This is a genomic window from Pseudonocardia lutea (assembly GCF_042658055.1).
GTDB lineage: Bacteria > Actinomycetota > Actinomycetes > Mycobacteriales > Pseudonocardiaceae > Pseudonocardia > Pseudonocardia lutea.
In genome coordinates this window covers 56,962-71,700 of the sequence record NZ_JBHSQK010000020.1, presented here as the reverse complement: position 1 = coordinate 71,700, position 14,739 = coordinate 56,962, and the positions used below count along the sequence as shown (strand labels likewise).

Annotated in this window: 13 protein-coding genes and 1 pseudogene; 7 read left to right on the top strand and 7 right to left on the bottom strand. The window is 73.6% G+C overall.

Annotated elements, in window-relative coordinates:
* Positions 1 to 210 precede the first annotated feature (210 nt).
* The 3 genes from serS to ACFQH9_RS11000 all read left to right on the top strand — a co-directional run bounded on the left by serS (position 211) and on the right by ACFQH9_RS11000 (position 4,225).
* Positions 211 to 1,479, top strand: a complete 1,269-nt coding sequence (gene serS, locus ACFQH9_RS11010) for a serine--tRNA ligase (protein ID WP_379565875.1) — start codon at positions 211 to 213, stop codon at positions 1,477 to 1,479.
* 135 nt (positions 1,480 to 1,614) lie between these two features.
* A complete protein-coding gene (locus ACFQH9_RS11005; RefSeq protein ID WP_379565874.1) occupies positions 1,615 to 2,826 on the top strand; it encodes a thermonuclease family protein in 1,212 nt (403 codons plus the stop codon).
* Positions 2,827 to 3,181: 355 nt separating this feature from the next.
* Positions 3,182 to 4,225, top strand: a complete 1,044-nt coding sequence (locus ACFQH9_RS11000; RefSeq protein WP_379565873.1) for an isopenicillin N synthase family dioxygenase — start codon at positions 3,182 to 3,184, stop codon at positions 4,223 to 4,225.
* 53 nt (positions 4,226 to 4,278) lie between these two features.
* Here ACFQH9_RS11000 and ACFQH9_RS10995 read toward each other — a convergent pair whose 3' ends face one another.
* The 6 genes and pseudogenes from ACFQH9_RS10995 to ACFQH9_RS10975 form a co-directional block, all read right to left on the bottom strand.
* A complete protein-coding gene (locus ACFQH9_RS10995) occupies positions 4,279 to 5,508 on the bottom strand; it encodes a S8 family peptidase (protein ID WP_379565872.1) in 1,230 nt (409 codons plus the stop codon).
* A 159-nt stretch (positions 5,509 to 5,667) separates the two neighbouring features.
* Positions 5,668 to 6,243, bottom strand: a complete 576-nt coding sequence (locus ACFQH9_RS32255; RefSeq protein WP_465269519.1) for a TOBE domain-containing protein — start codon at positions 6,241 to 6,243, stop codon at positions 5,668 to 5,670.
* A 39-nt stretch (positions 6,244 to 6,282) separates the two neighbouring features.
* Positions 6,283 to 6,714 (bottom strand): annotated as a pseudogene (locus ACFQH9_RS32250) (ATP-binding cassette domain-containing protein); the annotation flags it as partial.
* A 50-nt stretch (positions 6,715 to 6,764) separates the two neighbouring features.
* Positions 6,765 to 7,607, bottom strand: coding sequence for an ABC transporter permease (locus ACFQH9_RS10985; protein ID WP_379565870.1), 843 nt, complete (start codon positions 7,605 to 7,607; stop codon positions 6,765 to 6,767).
* A gap of 76 nt (positions 7,608 to 7,683) precedes the next feature.
* A complete protein-coding gene (gene modA / locus ACFQH9_RS10980; protein ID WP_379565869.1) occupies positions 7,684 to 8,469 on the bottom strand; it encodes a molybdate ABC transporter substrate-binding protein in 786 nt (261 codons plus the stop codon).
* Positions 8,466 to 8,723, bottom strand: coding sequence for a TOBE domain-containing protein (locus ACFQH9_RS10975; RefSeq protein ID WP_379565868.1), 258 nt, complete (start codon positions 8,721 to 8,723; stop codon positions 8,466 to 8,468). Before ACFQH9_RS10975 ends, modA begins: the two co-directional genes overlap by 4 nt.
* A gap of 105 nt (positions 8,724 to 8,828) precedes the next feature.
* On the opposite strand from ACFQH9_RS10975, the gene ACFQH9_RS10970 reads away from it, so the two are divergent.
* The 4 genes from ACFQH9_RS10970 (at position 8,829) to ACFQH9_RS10955 (ending at position 12,132) form a co-directional block, all read left to right on the top strand.
* Positions 8,829 to 10,031 (top strand): acyl-CoA dehydrogenase family protein, encoded by a 1,203-nt coding sequence (locus ACFQH9_RS10970; RefSeq protein ID WP_379565866.1) that lies wholly within the window; start codon positions 8,829 to 8,831, stop codon positions 10,029 to 10,031.
* Between the two features lie 253 nt (positions 10,032 to 10,284).
* Positions 10,285 to 10,605 carry a hypothetical protein gene (locus ACFQH9_RS10965; RefSeq protein ID WP_379565865.1) on the top strand — a complete coding sequence of 107 codons (321 nt, stop codon included), beginning with the start codon at positions 10,285 to 10,287 and terminating at the stop codon, positions 10,603 to 10,605.
* Between the two features lie 178 nt (positions 10,606 to 10,783).
* Positions 10,784 to 11,845, top strand: a complete 1,062-nt coding sequence (gene moaA / locus ACFQH9_RS10960; protein WP_379565864.1) for a GTP 3',8-cyclase MoaA — start codon at positions 10,784 to 10,786, stop codon at positions 11,843 to 11,845.
* Positions 11,846 to 11,859: 14 nt separating this feature from the next.
* Positions 11,860 to 12,132, top strand: a complete 273-nt coding sequence (locus ACFQH9_RS10955) for a MoaD/ThiS family protein (protein ID WP_379565863.1) — start codon at positions 11,860 to 11,862, stop codon at positions 12,130 to 12,132.
* Here the strand turns inward: ACFQH9_RS10955 and ACFQH9_RS10950 are convergent.
* A complete protein-coding gene (locus tag ACFQH9_RS10950) occupies positions 12,039 to 14,690 on the bottom strand; it encodes an FUSC family protein (RefSeq protein WP_379565862.1) in 2,652 nt (883 codons plus the stop codon). The two genes, ACFQH9_RS10955 and ACFQH9_RS10950, sit on opposite strands and share 94 nt — an antisense overlap.
* Positions 14,691 to 14,739 lie beyond the last annotated feature (49 nt).

The window sequence follows — 14,739 nt, the reverse complement described above, 5'->3', positions numbered from 1 at the left end:
CAACGGGACATCCGAGATCCCGGAGGCGTACGACGGCAGCGCGGGGGTGGAGGTGGTCACCTTCGTCCTCCTCGGACGGTCGGGCGGCGCAACGTTGTGCGCCCGGTCACGTGATCGCGACTCATCCTGCCGACGACCCGCCCCCGGGCGCCACCCTCCTGTGGGGGAGGAGCGGAAAAACGCCCTGCGGCCGGGCGATACGCTCGGACGATGCACGACCCCCGCGTCCTGCTCGATCCCGCCACCGACGCGGTGCGCAAGCTCGCGCGCCGCGGCTACTCCCTCGACCTGGAGCGCCTCGAGAAGCTCCTGGGCGGCCGCAACGCGGCCATCCAGCGCGGCGACGAGTCCCGGGCCGAGGCGAACCGGCTGCAGAAGGCGGTCAAGGGCGCGTCCCCGGAGGAGCGGCCCGCCCTCGTGGAGAAGGCGCGGGAGACCAAGGCCGCGATCACCCTGGCCGAGGAGGAGCACAAGGCGCTCGAGGCCCAGCTCACCGAGTACCTCCTCGAGATCCCGAACCTCCCCGCGGACGAGCTGCCCGACGGGGCCAGCGACGAGGACGCCGAGGAGGTCCGGACCTGGGGCGAGATCCCGTCCGTCGAGAAGCCGCTCGACCACGTCGACCTCGGCGAGAAGCTCGGCATCCTGGACCTGCCGCGGGCGACCAAGCTGTCCGGCCCGCGGTTCGCGGTGCTCAAGGGCCGCGGCGCCGCGCTCGAGCGCGCGCTCGCCCGGTTCTTCCTCGACCTGCACACCGAACGGCACGGGTACACCGAGTGGTCGGTGCCGGCGCTGGTCACGCGCCCGACGATGACCGGCACGGGCCAGCTGCCCAAGTTCGAGCAGGACCTGTTCCGCACCGAGGTCGCCGACCGGGAGCTGTTCCTCATCCCGACGGCCGAGGTGCCGCTGACCAACCTGCACGCCCGCGAGACCCTGGCCGCCGAGGAGCTCCCGCTCGCCTACACCGCGCAGACGCCCTGCTTCCGCTCGGAGGCCGGGTCGTACGGCAAGGACACCCGCGGCCTGATCCGGGTGCACGAGTTCTCGAAGGTCGAGCTGGTCCGCATCGTCGACCCGGCCCGCTCGCGCGAGGAGCTGGAGGTCCTGCTCGGCCACGCCGAGGCCGTCGTCCAGGCGCTCGGGCTGGCCTACCGGGTCGTCCGGCTCGCGGCCGGCGACATCGGCTTCTCCGCCGAGTACACCTACGACATCGAGGTCTGGCTGCCCAGCCAGGGACGCTACCGCGAGATCAGCTCGGTCTCGGACTTCGGCACCTTCCAGGCGCGTCGGGCCGGCATCCGGACCAGGGCGAAGGACGGCGCGCGGGGCTTCGCGGCCACGCTCAACGGCTCGGGCCTCCCGATCGGCCGCACCCTCGTCGCGGTCCTCGAGCAGGGCCAGCAGCCCGACGGCAGCGTCCGCATCCCGCCCGCCCTCGTCCCCTACACCGGCTTCGAGGTCCTCGAACCCGCCTGACACACCGCGAGTCGCGAGCTCCGACACCGCGACTCGCGCTCTGGCCCCCGCGAGCCGCGGCCTGGGTCGCGGCGAGCTGCGAGCTGTGGCAACCGCTTCCGGTGTGCGGGTCGACCATGACAAAGCTGCGTCGACATGATCGAGGCGTTCCGGCGAGATCTGATCGTTGTCTGTCCTTCGCTAACGAGCAATGGCCTGCTCGCGATGCAGGAGCAGCCATCGTCGACTCGTTCCCCGGGAGCCTTCTTGTTCGGTCTGCTCGTCAAAGCCGCCTTCGGCGTGGCCGTCGTCGGTGGCGGCGCTACCGCGGTCGCCGTCGCGACGGCGACCCCAGATGCGGACGCCGGCATCGTCGCCGACATCATTGACGGCGACACGGTCGACGTCCGCGTCGAAGGTGATGTTCGACGGGTCCGACTGTTGAACATCGACACCCCGGAGACCGTGGATCCCGACGAGGACGTGCAGTGCCTCGGACCGGAAGCGTCGGCCTACCTCGGCGAGCTGATACCGGTCGGTACCGAGGTGACGTTGCGCTACGACAATGAGCGCACTGATGCGTACGGGCGCACTCTCGCGGCGGTATTCGCCGACGACAACTTCGTCAATGCGGAGATGGCGAGGGCCGGCCTGGCAGCCGCCGTCGTCTACGGGGAGAACGATGACTATCTCCCCGATGTGCAGGAGGCCCAGCAGGAGGCCCAAGAAGCGGGCCGCGGGCTTTACTCACCCGACATCGCCTGCACCGTCCCCGCGAGAGCGGCACGCGTGGAGGCCGCAGCGGCGTCCGTGCCGAGCGCTCAGATGGCCGGGGCGCCGGCACAGCTTGAGGCTGCCCTCGCGCGAGCCGATTCCGCTGTCACCGAAGCTTCGTCGTTTCTGAGGTGGGCCTCAGGCTCGCGACGAGGGCTCGTGTGGAGGGCGCTTGATCAATCCACACAGGACCGCCTGGTCGAGCGAGTAGCTGTCGCCCTCGCTCGCGCCCGCGACGACCGAGCAACGCTGCGCGTCTCAGTCGTAACGGCTCGCACCGAAGAGAAGATCCAGGCCGGCCTGGCAAGACTGAGAGCGGCTGCTGAAGACCAGCCGAGCACGCGCACTCCAGCAGGCCAGACCGCCAGCAGCCCTTCGGCCTCTGAATTGCCGAGCAGCAACGGCGCCCACACGCCCCGAGCTGACAGCTCGAGCACAAGCGCGAGCAGCAGAGGGGACGGTCGGAGCGCGTCGAGCGGCACCGGGACAAGTGAGGGCGTGACAAGCAGCAGCTCCTCGGCAGGGCATTCCTACCCCGGCTATACCGGTCCTCGATGCTATGCACCCGGTGGGAAGACCTGGAAACCGTGTTGACCAACGGCTGCCGCGCCTTCGGCACCTCGCCGGTCGGACAGCTCGAACCTGCATACCACGGGGTGCGCAGCTCCCGACTCGCAAGAGCCCTGAGCCCGAACTGTTGAAGCCCAGAGCGCGACTCGCGAGAGCGCGTAGGCCTCCATCGAGACGAACGGCTGGCTCACTCCACCCTGCGGGCCGGATCATCGAGCGTTGCTAGGTCCACCTTCTCCCGCTGCGGCCGGAGAGCGGCCTGGGCAGTGAGGGCGCCCTCGTCTTCACCGGCTCCGCCGTCGACGGGTCTGACAGCCCTTGACAGCCGGACCTCACGGCAAGACAGTCGCGGGCGTTCGTTCCTCACCGGGAGCACCCCATGGCAGTCGCCGAGACTCATGACGGCGTCCTCGACGTCCCGACCGTCGACCTCACCCCGTTCCGGGCCGCCGGCCCGGACGCGGAGCGCGACGCGGTGGCCCGTGCGGTGGACCACGCCGCCCGCACGGTCGGGTTCGTGCAGGTCGTCGGGCACGGCATCCCGCAGCCGACCCTCGACGCGTTCACCGCGGCCATGGACGCCTTCTTCGCCCGCGACCTCGCGGCCAAGTCGGCCTACCGCTGCCCGCCCGGCGTGAACCGCGGGTACACCCCGCCGAAGTCCGAGTCGCTGGCCAACAGCCTCGGCCTCGCGTCCGCCGCCGACCTCTTCGAGGCCTTCAACGTCGGTTCGCAGGCCGCCGACTTCCCCGGCCTGGACCTCTCCGAGGACGACTACGGGACCAACGTCTGGCCGGACACCCCCGGCTTCCGCCCCGCCGTCGAGGCCTGGTTCGCCGCGGCCGGTGAGGTCGCCCGGACGATGACGCGGGTGTTCGGCCGCGCGCTCGGGCTCGGCGAGGACCACCTGACCCGGTTCACCGGGCACTCCGTCGACGTCCTGCGGATGATCAACTATCGGCTGCCGTCCGCCGACGCCGAGCTCGAGCCGGACCAGGTCGGGATGGGCGCGCACACCGACTACGGCATCGTGACCGTGCTCTGGGCCGACCCGGTTCCCGGCCTGGAGATCCTCGACGGCGAGGGCCGCTGGCACCCCGTCCAGCCCGCGCCCGGCGCGCTGTTGGTCAACCTGGGCGACGCGTTGGCCCGTTGGACCAACGACCGCTGGATCTCCACCCTGCACCGGGTCGCCGCCCCGCGCGTCGACGGCCGCCTCGTCCCGCGTCGTTCGGCCGCCTTCTTCCACGACGGCGACGTCGACGCGGTCATCGCGCCGCTGCCCACCTGCGTCGACGCCGAACACCCCGCCCTCTACGAGCCGGTCACCGTCCGGGAGCACCTCAAGGCCAAGCTCGCCGGCTCCCGCGGCGGCGTGCTCACCGAGGGCGCGGACCGCGAGGCCGCCCGCCTGTCCCGCTGACCGCCGACCGGTGAGCGAACGGCACTCCGGTGCGCGAGCGTGCCGTTCGTGGGTCAGAGACCGGCGGTGTTCAGGAGCAGGTTGGGGGTGCCCCCGGTGTCCCCGCCCGCGATCTTCCCCGGCACCGCGTTGTCCACCATCCACTGCTTGATCGTGGCGCTGGGGGCGTCGCCGTAGGTCTGCTTGTACAGCGCCGCGACGCCCGCGGCGAAGGGCGCGGCCATCGAGGTCCCGGTGTAGGAGGCCGTCCGGCCGCCGGGCGTCGGCGCGACGATGCTGGTCCCGGGGGCGTAGAGGCTCACGCAGGGCCCGGTGCTCGACGAGCTGTTGCGCCGGTCGTCGATCGTCGAGTTGGCCACGACGAGCACACCGGAGGCCGCGCGGGGGGCGACCCCGCAGTCGTTCGCCCCGCTGTTTCCGGCCGACGAGGCGACGAACACGCCGTCGTTCACCAGGTTCGTCACCGCGTTCAGCAGCGCGTCCGAGGGCCCGTAGCTCCAGGACATCACCGCCACCGCCGGGCCGGACCGGTGGTTCTGCAGCACCCAGTCGAGGCCCGAGAGCAGTGACGAGAGGGTGCCGGAGCCGCTGCAGTCGAGCACCTTCACCGCCCGGACCTGTGCGTCCTTGGCGACGCCGTGGTCGCGGGCGGCCGCGATCCCGCCGACGACCGTCCCGTGGCCGTCGCAGTCGGTGTTCGTGCCGTCGATGGTGTTGGTGCCCCAGCTGGCGCGGCCGCCGAACGCGGGGTGCGTGACGTCGACACCCGTGTCCACCACGTAGACCGTGACGCCCCGACCGGTGGCCCGGGTGGTGTAGCGGCCGTCGAGCGGCAGGTCGCGCTGGTCGATGCGGTCGAGACCCCAGTTCGGCGGGTTCTCCTGGGTGGCCTCGGTGAGCCCCGGGAGCCGGGCCGCGCGGGGCTCGAGCGGGTCGATCCGCCGGTCCTCCTCGACGCCGAGGATGCCCGGCAGCTCCTTGAGCCGGGCGAGCTGCTCGGCGGTGAGCCGGGCCGCGAAGCCGGTCAACGCCCTGGTGAACACCGTCGTCGGGGAGACCCCGACCTCGGACGCGGCGGAGGTCGCCCGCTGCGCGTCCTGCGCGAGGACGACGTAGTCGCCGGGCAGGCCCACGGTGGCCGGGCCACCGGCCGGCCCGACGCCCACCGCCGCCGCGGTCTCGACCGCGTCGGCCGCGGGACTCGCCAGCGCGACGGAGCCGGTCACGGGGAGGAGCCCGATCGCGATCGCGACGGAGGCGAGTCGCAGCAGCTGACGTGTCACGGAAAGCGACGGTAGGCCCCCATCGCCGCGCGACATAGGTACACGATAGTGGCTCGGGTGACGGTTGTGACCGATGAGGTGACGCTCGGTTGCGAAGACCGGCAACCTGTGGGTGGCCCTGAGCACCGTCGCCGATCACGAGAGCGGCGACGAGGAGGCCTATCCCGCCCGGTGGATCTCCACCTCGGTGGCCTTGACCGCGAACCAGAGCGGGACGCCGGGCTCGGCCCCGAGGTCGGCGACCGCGGCAGGGGTGACGTCGGCGGCGAGGCCGTCGAGCCACTCCGGACCGCCCTCCCGCGGCGCCGCCCGCAGCCGCACGACGTCGCCCCGCGGCTCGATCGAGGCCAGCCGGACCGGCAGCACGTTGCGGGGACTGCCGTGCGGCTCCTCGGCGAACACCGCGACCGCGGAGGGCGGGAACACCGCGACCGCCGGCCCCCCGGCGTCGGAGGCGCCCGACTCGCCGTCCCGGCCCGCGATCACCGTGCCGTCGGCGGCGCGCAGCGCCCCCGCCTCCCGCACCCCGGGGATGAGGTCGAGACCCGCGATCCGGGCGGTGAAGGCGCTGCGGGGCCGGCCGAGCACCTCCCGCGTCGGGCCCTGCTCCACCACCCGTCCGTGGGTCAGCACGACGACGCGGTCGGCGAGCACCAGCGCGTCGAGCGCGGAGTGCGTGACCAGCACGGCGGTCTGCTTGCCGTCCCGGATCACGCGGCGCAGCAGCGAGCGCATGGCCGGCGCGGCGTCGACGTCCAGCGCGGCGAGCGGCTCGTCGAGCAGCAGCAGACCGGGCTCCGGCGCGATCGCGCGGGCCAGCGCCACCCGCTGCTGCTGCCCGCCGGAGAGCTGGGCGGGCTTGCGGCCCGCCAGCCCGGGGACGTCGGGCAGGACGTCGGCGAGCAGGGCCCGCGCCCGCGCCTCGGCCTCGCGCCTCGGCACGCCCTGCGCCCGCGGCCCGAACGCGACGTTGGCCAGCGCGGTCAGGTGCGGGAAGAGCAGCGCCCGTTGGGCGAGCAGCCCGACGCCGCGGCGGTGGGCGGGCACGAAGACGCCCGCCTCGACGTCCGTGACGGTGCGGTCGCCCACCCGCACGTGCCCGGCGTCGGGCCGCAGCAGGCCGGACAGGATCCCGAGCAGCGTCGACTTGCCCGCGCCGTTGGGGCCGAGCACCGCGACCACCTCACCGGGCGTGGCCGACAGCGCGACCTGGAGCGAGAAGCCCTCCCGGTCGAGCCGGACGTCGACCTCGAGACTCACGTCAACCCCTCGGAGCCGCGCGGCCTCCCGACCAGGATCACGACGATCGCCACGACGACCAGCAGCAGCGACAGCGCGACGGCCCCGTCGACGTCCGTCTCCCGCTCCAGGTAGACCAGTAGCGGGAGGGTGCGGGTGGTGCCCTGCAGGCTGCCGGCGAAGGCGATGGTCGCGCCGAACTCCCCCATGCAGCGGGCGAACGCGAGCACCGCGCCGGAGGCCAGCCCCGGCAGCACCAGCGGGATCGTCACGCGGCGGAAGGCCAGCGCCGGGGAGGCGCCGAGCGTGGCCGCGACCGCCTCGTAGCGCCGGCCGGCGGTGCGCAGCGCCCCCTCCAGCGAGACGACGAGGAAGGGCAGGGCCACGAAGGTCTGCGCGAGCACGACCGCGGCCGTGGTGAACGGGACGGTGATCCCGAAGGCCAGGTCGAGGCCGCGCCCGACCAGCCCGGTCCGGCCGAGCAGGAACAGCAGGGCCAGACCTCCGACGACCGGGGGCAGCACCAGGGGCAGCAGCACCACCGCCCGCAGGGCCCGCTGCCCGGGCAGGCGCCCGCGCGCGAGCACCACCGCGAGCGGGCCGCCCAGCAGGATGCAGAGCAGCGTCGAGATCGCGGCCGTCTCCAGGGAGAGGCGGAGGGCGTCGAGCGCGGCGTCGCCGAGCAGCAGCTCGGGCATCCGCGCCCAGTCCGCCCTCCAGAGCAGCCCGACGACCGGCAGCGCGATCAGCAGGAACGCGAGACCGGCGGGGATCCACACGAACCACGGGAGCCCGACCGGCTCCTCGTGCCGGTCGGGCCTCCGGGCGGCCCGCGCCCGGCTGTCCGGGGGAGCCGTCATCGCCGGCCCGGTCCGGTGTTCACGGTGCCGGTCCTCACGGGGCGGTCCTCACGGGGCGGTCCTCACGGGGCGGTCCTCACGGGGCGCCGAATCCCTGGGCCTCGAGGGTCTTCGTGCCGGTCTCGCCGGTCACCAACGCGACCCACTTCTGCGCGAGCTCGGCCTGCGGGGCGTCCTTCACCACGGCGATCGGGTAGTTCGTCCGCGCCGCCGACGACTCCGGGAAGCTCACGCCCTGGACCTGCCCCTTCGCGGCGTTGACGTCCGTGACGTAGACAAGGCCGGCGTCGGCGTTGCCGGTGGAGACCTTGCTCAGCACGGACTTGACGTCGTTCTCCTCGCTGACCGGCTGAAGCTGCACGCCGGTGCTCTGCTCCACCTTGGTGGTGGCCGCCCCGCACGGTACCTGGGGTGCGCACACGACCGTCTTGACGTCGGGCTTCACCAGGTCGGCGAAGGCGGCGATGCCCTTGGGGTTGCCGGGCGCGGTCGCGATCTGCAGCACGTTGGTGGCGAAGGTCGTCGGCGCGGCGGCGGTGAGGCCGGCGTCGGTCACCGTCTTCATGGTGGAGTCGCTGGCCGCGGCGAAGACGTCGGCCGGGGCGCCGTTGACGATCTGCTGCGCGAGGTCCGAGGAGCCGCCGTAGTTCAGGGTGACGTCGACGCCCGGGTTGTCGGTCTCGAACTGCTTCTCCAGGGCGTCGAACGACTCGGTCAGCGAGGCCGCGGCGAACACCGTCAGCGTGCGGGCCTCGGGCGCGGCCGACGACCCGCCCGTGCTCGGGGCCTGCGACGGTGAGCTGCACGCCGCGGCGAGCGCGACGGCCAGGCCGGCGACACCGGCGGCCACGAGACGCTTCATGAACTTCCTCCGGGGATCTCCACCACGACGTTCGTGGACTTGACGACGGCCACCGCGAGCGACCCGGGCTCCAGGTCGAGGCCGCGAACCGCCTCGCTGCTCATCACCGAGACGACCCGGTGCGGCCCGCACTGCATCTCGACCTGCGCGATCACCTGGTCCACCAGGACCGCGGTCCCGTCGACCCGGCGGGGCACGGTGTCGTCGCTGGTGCCGAGGAGGCGCGCGGCCTCGGCGATCCGGAATTGCGGCACGGTCAGGATCCTATGTCCGCGTCTGCGTGGATCGCTACCGGGCCGGGGACGCACGTCACGTCGGGCGCGTTGTTTAATGCACCTGCATTGTGGTGTCATCTTCCCGTGGACTTCGAACCCAGCGCCGCCGCTGCCGACTACACCAAGCGCATGCGCGCGTTCCTCGACGAGGAGGTCCTTCCCGCCGAGGCCGCGTACGACGCCTTCCGCGCCGAACGCCGCGGGACCCCGCAGGAGTGGGACCTGCCGCCGGTGGTCGAGGAGCTGAAGGCCAAGGCCCGCGAGCGCGGGCTGTGGAACCTGTTCCTGCCCGCGATCTCCGGGCTGTCGAACCTGGAGTACGCCGCGGTCGCCGAGGTGTCGGGCTGGTCGCCGGTCATCGCGCCCGAGGTGATCAACTGCCAGGCCCCGGACACCGGGAACATGGAGACGCTGCACCTGTTCGGCACGCCCGAGCAGCAGGAGCAGTGGCTGAACCCGCTGCTGGAGGGCGAGATCCGCTCGGCGTTCGCGATGACCGAGCCGCAGGTCGCCTCGTCCGACGCCACGAACGTCGAGACCCGCATCGAGCGGCAGGGTGACGAGTACGTCGTCAACGGCCGCAAGTGGTGGATCTCCGGCGCGGCGGACGAGCGCTGCAAGATCTTCATCGTCATGGGCAAGACCGACCCCGAGGCGGCCAAGCACCGCCAGCAGTCGATGGTCCTGGTCCCGCGGGACACCCCGGGCCTGGAGATCGTCCGGCACCTGCCGACCTTCGGCTACCAGGACCAGCACGGGCACTCCGAGCTCGAGCTCACCGACGTGCGGGTGCCGGTGTCGAACCTGCTCGGCGAGGAGGGCGGCGGCTTCGCCATCTCCCAGGCCCGCCTCGGACCGGGCCGCATCCACCACTGCATGCGACTGATCGGGATGGCCGAGCGGGCGGTCGACCTCATGGTCAAGCGGGCCAAGGACCGGGTGGCGTTCGGCCGCCCGCTGGCCGAGCAGGGCGTGGTGCGCGAGCAGATCGCGCTGTCGCGGATGGAGATCGAGCAGTCCCGGCTGCTGGTGCTCAAGACCGCCTGGCTGATCGACAAGTTCGGCGCCAAGGGCGCGGCCACCGAGATCGCGGCGATCAAGGTCGTCGTGCCGCGGATGGCGTGCACGGTGATCGACCGGGCGATGCAGGTCCACGGCGGCGGCGCGATGAGCGACGACTTCCCGCTGGCCTACTTCTACACCTGGGCCCGCGCCCTGCGTTTCGCCGACGGGCCCGACGAGGTGCACATCCGCTCGGTCGCCCGCCAGGAGCTCGCGCAGCACTGAGCAGACCCCGCGGCCGGGCGGATGCTCCCCCCGAACGGCCCTTGTCCGGTTCGCCGGAAGGGGCCACGGTGGAGCGCGCCCGGCCCTGTCGGCGGAGCGGAGGCGATGCCCGTGCGGAGAGCACATGCCCGCGGGAGCCGAACGGCGTCCGGGCCCGGTTCCGCCATCTCCCTCCCGCCCTGACGAGCCGCCCGCCGAAAGGCGGGCCGGGGTCCGGCTCCTGACCGTGCACGCACCACCACGGGAGTCACCCATGCTCACGATGACCGACATCCAGACCCGGCTCGGCGAGTGCCGGGAGAAGTCCGGCGCGGCACTGCGCGCCGCCGAGGCGGACACCGGCGCGTCCGTCGTCCTGCTCGCCGTCGTCCGGGAGTTCGACTCGAAGGCCGCCAAGGCCGGCCGGCTGGCCGCCGAGAGCGACGCGGCCGCGCACGACGCCGTCGTCGAGCTCGAGCAGGCCGCCGACAGCGCGAAGGCGGCGGCCGAGGCCGACCCGGGCCTCGACCCGAAGGCCCGCGACGCCGTGCTCGACGCGCACCTCGCGATCTGCATCCTCAAGACGGAGATCTGATCCCGGCGCGCACTGCCCGGCGGGCGGGGTGATCCTCGCCTTCGGGACAGGCCGGGCAGGCCGTCGCGGGCCGCTGCTGCGTGCCCGCGACGGCTTCCGGATCCGCATCTGCGGAGCGCCGTGACCTGGCGTTTCGTGCCCTGGATGAAGATCGCGGCGGGCGGTTACCCTCGTGCACGTGACGGCAACCGAACTGGGTCTCCCCGCCCTGCGGGGCACCGCGAAGCGGGACCCGGGCCGCCCCGACGACAGCCGCCTGATCGACGGGTTCGGCCGGGTGGCCACCGACCTGCGCATCTCGCTGACGGATCGGTGCAACCTGCGCTGTACCTACTGCATGCCCGCCGAGGGCCTCGACTGGATGCCCCGCGAGGAGCAGCTGACGGACGCCGAGCTGGTCCGGCTGGTCACGATCGCGGTCCGCGACCTCGGCGTGCACGAGCTGCGCTTCACCGGCGGCGAGCCGCTGCTGCGCAAGGGGCTCGAGGAGGTCATCGCCGCCTCGGCCGCCCTCGAGCCGCGCCCGGACATCTCGCTGACCACCAACGGCATCGGGCTCGCCCGCCGGGCCGGGGCGCTGGCCGCGGCCGGCGTCAACCGGCTCAACGTCTCGATGGACACGCTGCGGCCCGAGCGCTTCGCCACCATCACCCGCCGCGACCGGCTGTCCGACGTGCTCGCGGGGCTCGCCGCCGCCCGGGAGGCCGGCCTCGAGCCGGTCAAGATCAACAGCGTGCTGCTGCGCGGCGTGAACGACGACGAGGCCACCGATCTGCTGGCCTTCGCCGTCGAGAACGGCTACGAGCTGCGCTTCATCGAGCAGATGCCGCTCGACGCCCAGCACGGCTGGGAGCGCAGCGAGATGATCACCGCCGGCGAGATCATGGAGAAGCTCGCCGCGCGCTTCACCCTGACGCCGGACGGCGAGGAGCGCGGCGGCGCCCCCGCCGAGCGTTACCTGGTCGACGGCGGGCCGGCGCGCGTCGGCGTGATCGCCTCGGTGACCCGGCCCTTCTGCGGCGCCTGCGACCGCACCCGGCTCACCGCGGACGGGCAGATCCGCTCGTGCCTGTTCGCCCGCACCGAGACCGACCTGCGCGCGCTGGTCCGCGGCGGCGCGAGCGACGCCGAGATCGCCGACGTGTGGCGGTACGCGATGTGGGGGAAGCTCGCCGGGCACGGCATCGACGATCCCGGCTTCCTGCAGCCCGACCGCCCGATGAGCGCGATCGGCGGGTGAGGAGAATGAGTCCGGTGACCACCACCACCGCCCTGCGGACCGTGACGGTCCGGTACTTCGCGGCGGCCAAGGCCGCCGCCGGCCGGGACGCCGAGACCCTCGAGGTGCCCGCCGACACCACCGTGGCCGCGCTCGGCGACACCCTCGCCGAGCGCCACGGCCCCGAGTTCGCCCGGGTGCTCGCCCGGTGCTCCTACCTGGTCGACGAGGTCGCGGTGCGGAACCCGCAGCGGGTGCTCCCCGAGGGCGCCGTCGTGGACGTCCTGCCGCCCTTCGCCGGCGGCTGAGCCTCCGCGACGACCCGCGGCCGGGCCTCGCGACCCCGGTCAGGCTGTGGCGGGCCGGCACACGCCGCGGCCGCGACCTGCACGTCGCGGACCGAGGCCCGCTCGCGCACCCGTACCCACTCGGCCACGGGGTCGGCGCCGCCGCCCAGCGGGGTGCAGATGAGCAGGTGCATGCCGGGTTCCGTCGCCTGCAGCCGGTAGCTGCCGTTCGGGGCGGTGCGCGTGCGGTCCTGCTGTGCCCCCCGCACGTCGGCCAGCGTGAGCACCGCCTGGACCGGCGTCCCGTCGGTCGCCCGGACGCGCCCGTGCAGCGCGGGGACCGCCCGGCCGAGGGGCCGCCCGGCCGGGAGGGCGGCGTCGGCGAGCGAGACCAGCGCGTCGTGCAGATGGCCCAGCTCGTGCACGCCACGGCGGACCTGCGCATCGGTCACGTCCACCGCGGAGAGCAGCTCGATGGTGGCCACCGTGCGGTCCGGGTCGACCGCCGGGTCGTCCGCCCCGAGCGCGTCGACCAGCTCCACCGTGCGCTCGACCACGTGGACCAGCACCGCACGGAGCTCACGGTCCGGCGGGACGGCGCCCTCCCCGACCCACCGCACCAGGCTCCGCGCGTGGTGCGCGAGCGACGTGTAGATCATGAGGCGCCGGCCGCGCTCGCCGTTCCTCGGGAAGGGCGCGGGCCGCAGGAGCGTGGCGTTGAGCAGCAGGAGCTGGTGCAGCCGGGCGTCCAGGGCGCGGGAGGCCCCGGCGAGGTCGATCTCGGCGTGGGCGACCCCGGCGTCCGCCGGGCCCCGCAGGGTCCGCAGGAGGTCCTCGAGGAGGGCGCGGAGCTGGCCGAGCAGCGCCCGCCGGGCCGCCGTCGCGGCCACCCGCGTGGGGATCGGCAGGACGAGCGCGGCCACGGCGACGCCGATCGCGCCGCCGACCGCGGTCTCGGCGAGCCGCAGCAGCATCAGCTCGGGGGTGAACGTGCCGAGCAGCGCGTAGAGCTCGCCGAGCAGCAGGGTGATGAAGAAGGTCATCAGCGCGTACGAGATGCGCATGAGGTAGAACGCACCGAAGATCGACGCCAGGATGAGGGGCAGCGCCACCGCCAGGCCGTGCCCGGTCAGCGCGACGAGCGGGATCGCCGCGAGCAGCCCCAGCATCGTGCCGAGCACCCGGTTGACGGCCTTGACGATGGTCTGCCCCGCCGTCGCGGTGCCGGTGAAGGCGAGGAACGCAGCGAGGACCGCCCAGTAGTAGCGCTGACCGGAGATCGCGTCGCCCGCCGTGATCGCCAGCCCGGTGGCGACGGCGACCTGCACGGCCTGCCGGGTGGTCAGGGAGAGCCGGGTCCACCAGGCCCCCGTGCGCCCCTCCAGCATCTCGGCGATCAGGCCGGCGGACCCGGGCATGGCCCCGCCGAAGAGCTGGACGGCGGGGACGAAGCCGGACTCCGCGTGGTCCCCCTCGCGCGCCGGGCGCGCGGCGTGTCGCTGGCGGTGCCCCTCGACCAGCCCCTGCGCTGCGGCCGCCGTCCGGCGGACGACCTGGGCGATCGTGGGCGGGGCGTGCTCACCCGAGCCGGTCGGCCGGGGCACGGCGACGGGCAGTGGGCGGTCCGCGCCGACCGCCACCGCGTCGAGCGCGCGGGCCCGGCGCTCGACCTCGTCCCACGACCCGGTGCGCAGCCCGTCGAGCACCGCGACGACCCCGCCGCGCACGTCGGCCGGGAGCCACGGCCCGCAGGCCGCGAGCAGCCGCACGGAGTCCGCGAGGGCGCGGGTGGCGAGCTCGTCGTCGATCAGGGCGTGCCGGACGGCCCGGGAGGTGGCGTCGTCGACGACGGCCCCGGGCGTCCCGAGCTGCCCGTCGATGATCAGCGCCGCCTCGTTGACCTGGACGAGCTTGCTCTCCAGGCGCGCGACCAGGTCGCCGGAGCGGTCGTCGTGCGCGTCGGCGAGCAGGGCCGCGGCGGCGTCGGCCACCCCCCGCACCCGGCCGTCGAACCCCCGGACCATGCGGGCGAGCACCGCGTGGTTGCGCACCGGCCACACGACGAGCGACAGCAGCAGCGACCAGGCGGTGGCGATCCCGACGGCGAGGGCGACCACCGGGAGCTGACCGGGCTTCAGCAGGAGGAACAGGGCGAAGAAGTAGCCCATGAACGCGACCATGCCGCCGTTGAAGTACCGCGGCCCGAACCGGCGGATCGCGACGGCGACGAACATGACCAGCACGAACACGACCAGGGACAGGACCCGCCGGTGTTCGACGGCGAGCGCGACCCCCATCCCGGCGAACAGGAACAGGGGCAGGCAGAGCAGGGTGACCGCGCGTCCGCCGGGCGTGGGGTCGGCGACGCCGAACGACGCCATCATCGTGAGGACGGCGCCGATCATCATCGGGACCATGGGCGGGATGCCGAGGGCGGAGGCCACGAGGTACTCGATGCCCAGCGCCACGCCGACGCCGAACGCCGCGCGGGCGGCGGAGGTGAGCCGGTTCAGTCCCGGGTCGGAGGCCGCCAGGCGATCCCATCGGTCCGCACGCCGCCCGCCGACTGCCACCACCATGCAGCTCCTCCCCGTCGGCGGGCACACGTCCGCCCACAGCGAATTAGTT

Bases quoted from the DNA above. Each gene is read 5' to 3' on its own strand.
- serS (WP_379565875.1), top strand. From the start codon at position 211: ATGCACGACCCCCGCGTCCTGCTCGATCCCGCCACCGACGCGGTGCGC.
- ACFQH9_RS11005 (WP_379565874.1), top strand. From the start codon at position 1,615: ATGATCGAGGCGTTCCGGCGAGATCTGATCGTTGTCTGTCCTTCGCTA.
- ACFQH9_RS11000 (WP_379565873.1), top strand. From the start codon at position 3,182: ATGGCAGTCGCCGAGACTCATGACGGCGTCCTCGACGTCCCGACCGTC.
- ACFQH9_RS32255 (WP_465269519.1), bottom strand. From the start codon at position 6,243: ATGCGCTCGCTGCTGCGCCGCGTGATCCGGGACGGCAAGCAGACCGCC.
- ACFQH9_RS10985 (WP_379565870.1), bottom strand. From the start codon at position 7,607: ATGACGGCTCCCCCGGACAGCCGGGCGCGGGCCGCCCGGAGGCCCGAC.
- modA (WP_379565869.1), bottom strand. From the start codon at position 8,469: ATGAAGCGTCTCGTGGCCGCCGGTGTCGCCGGCCTGGCCGTCGCGCTC.
- ACFQH9_RS10965 (WP_379565865.1), top strand. From the start codon at position 10,285: ATGCTCACGATGACCGACATCCAGACCCGGCTCGGCGAGTGCCGGGAG.
- ACFQH9_RS10950 (WP_379565862.1), bottom strand. From the start codon at position 14,690: ATGGTGGTGGCAGTCGGCGGGCGGCGTGCGGACCGATGGGATCGCCTG.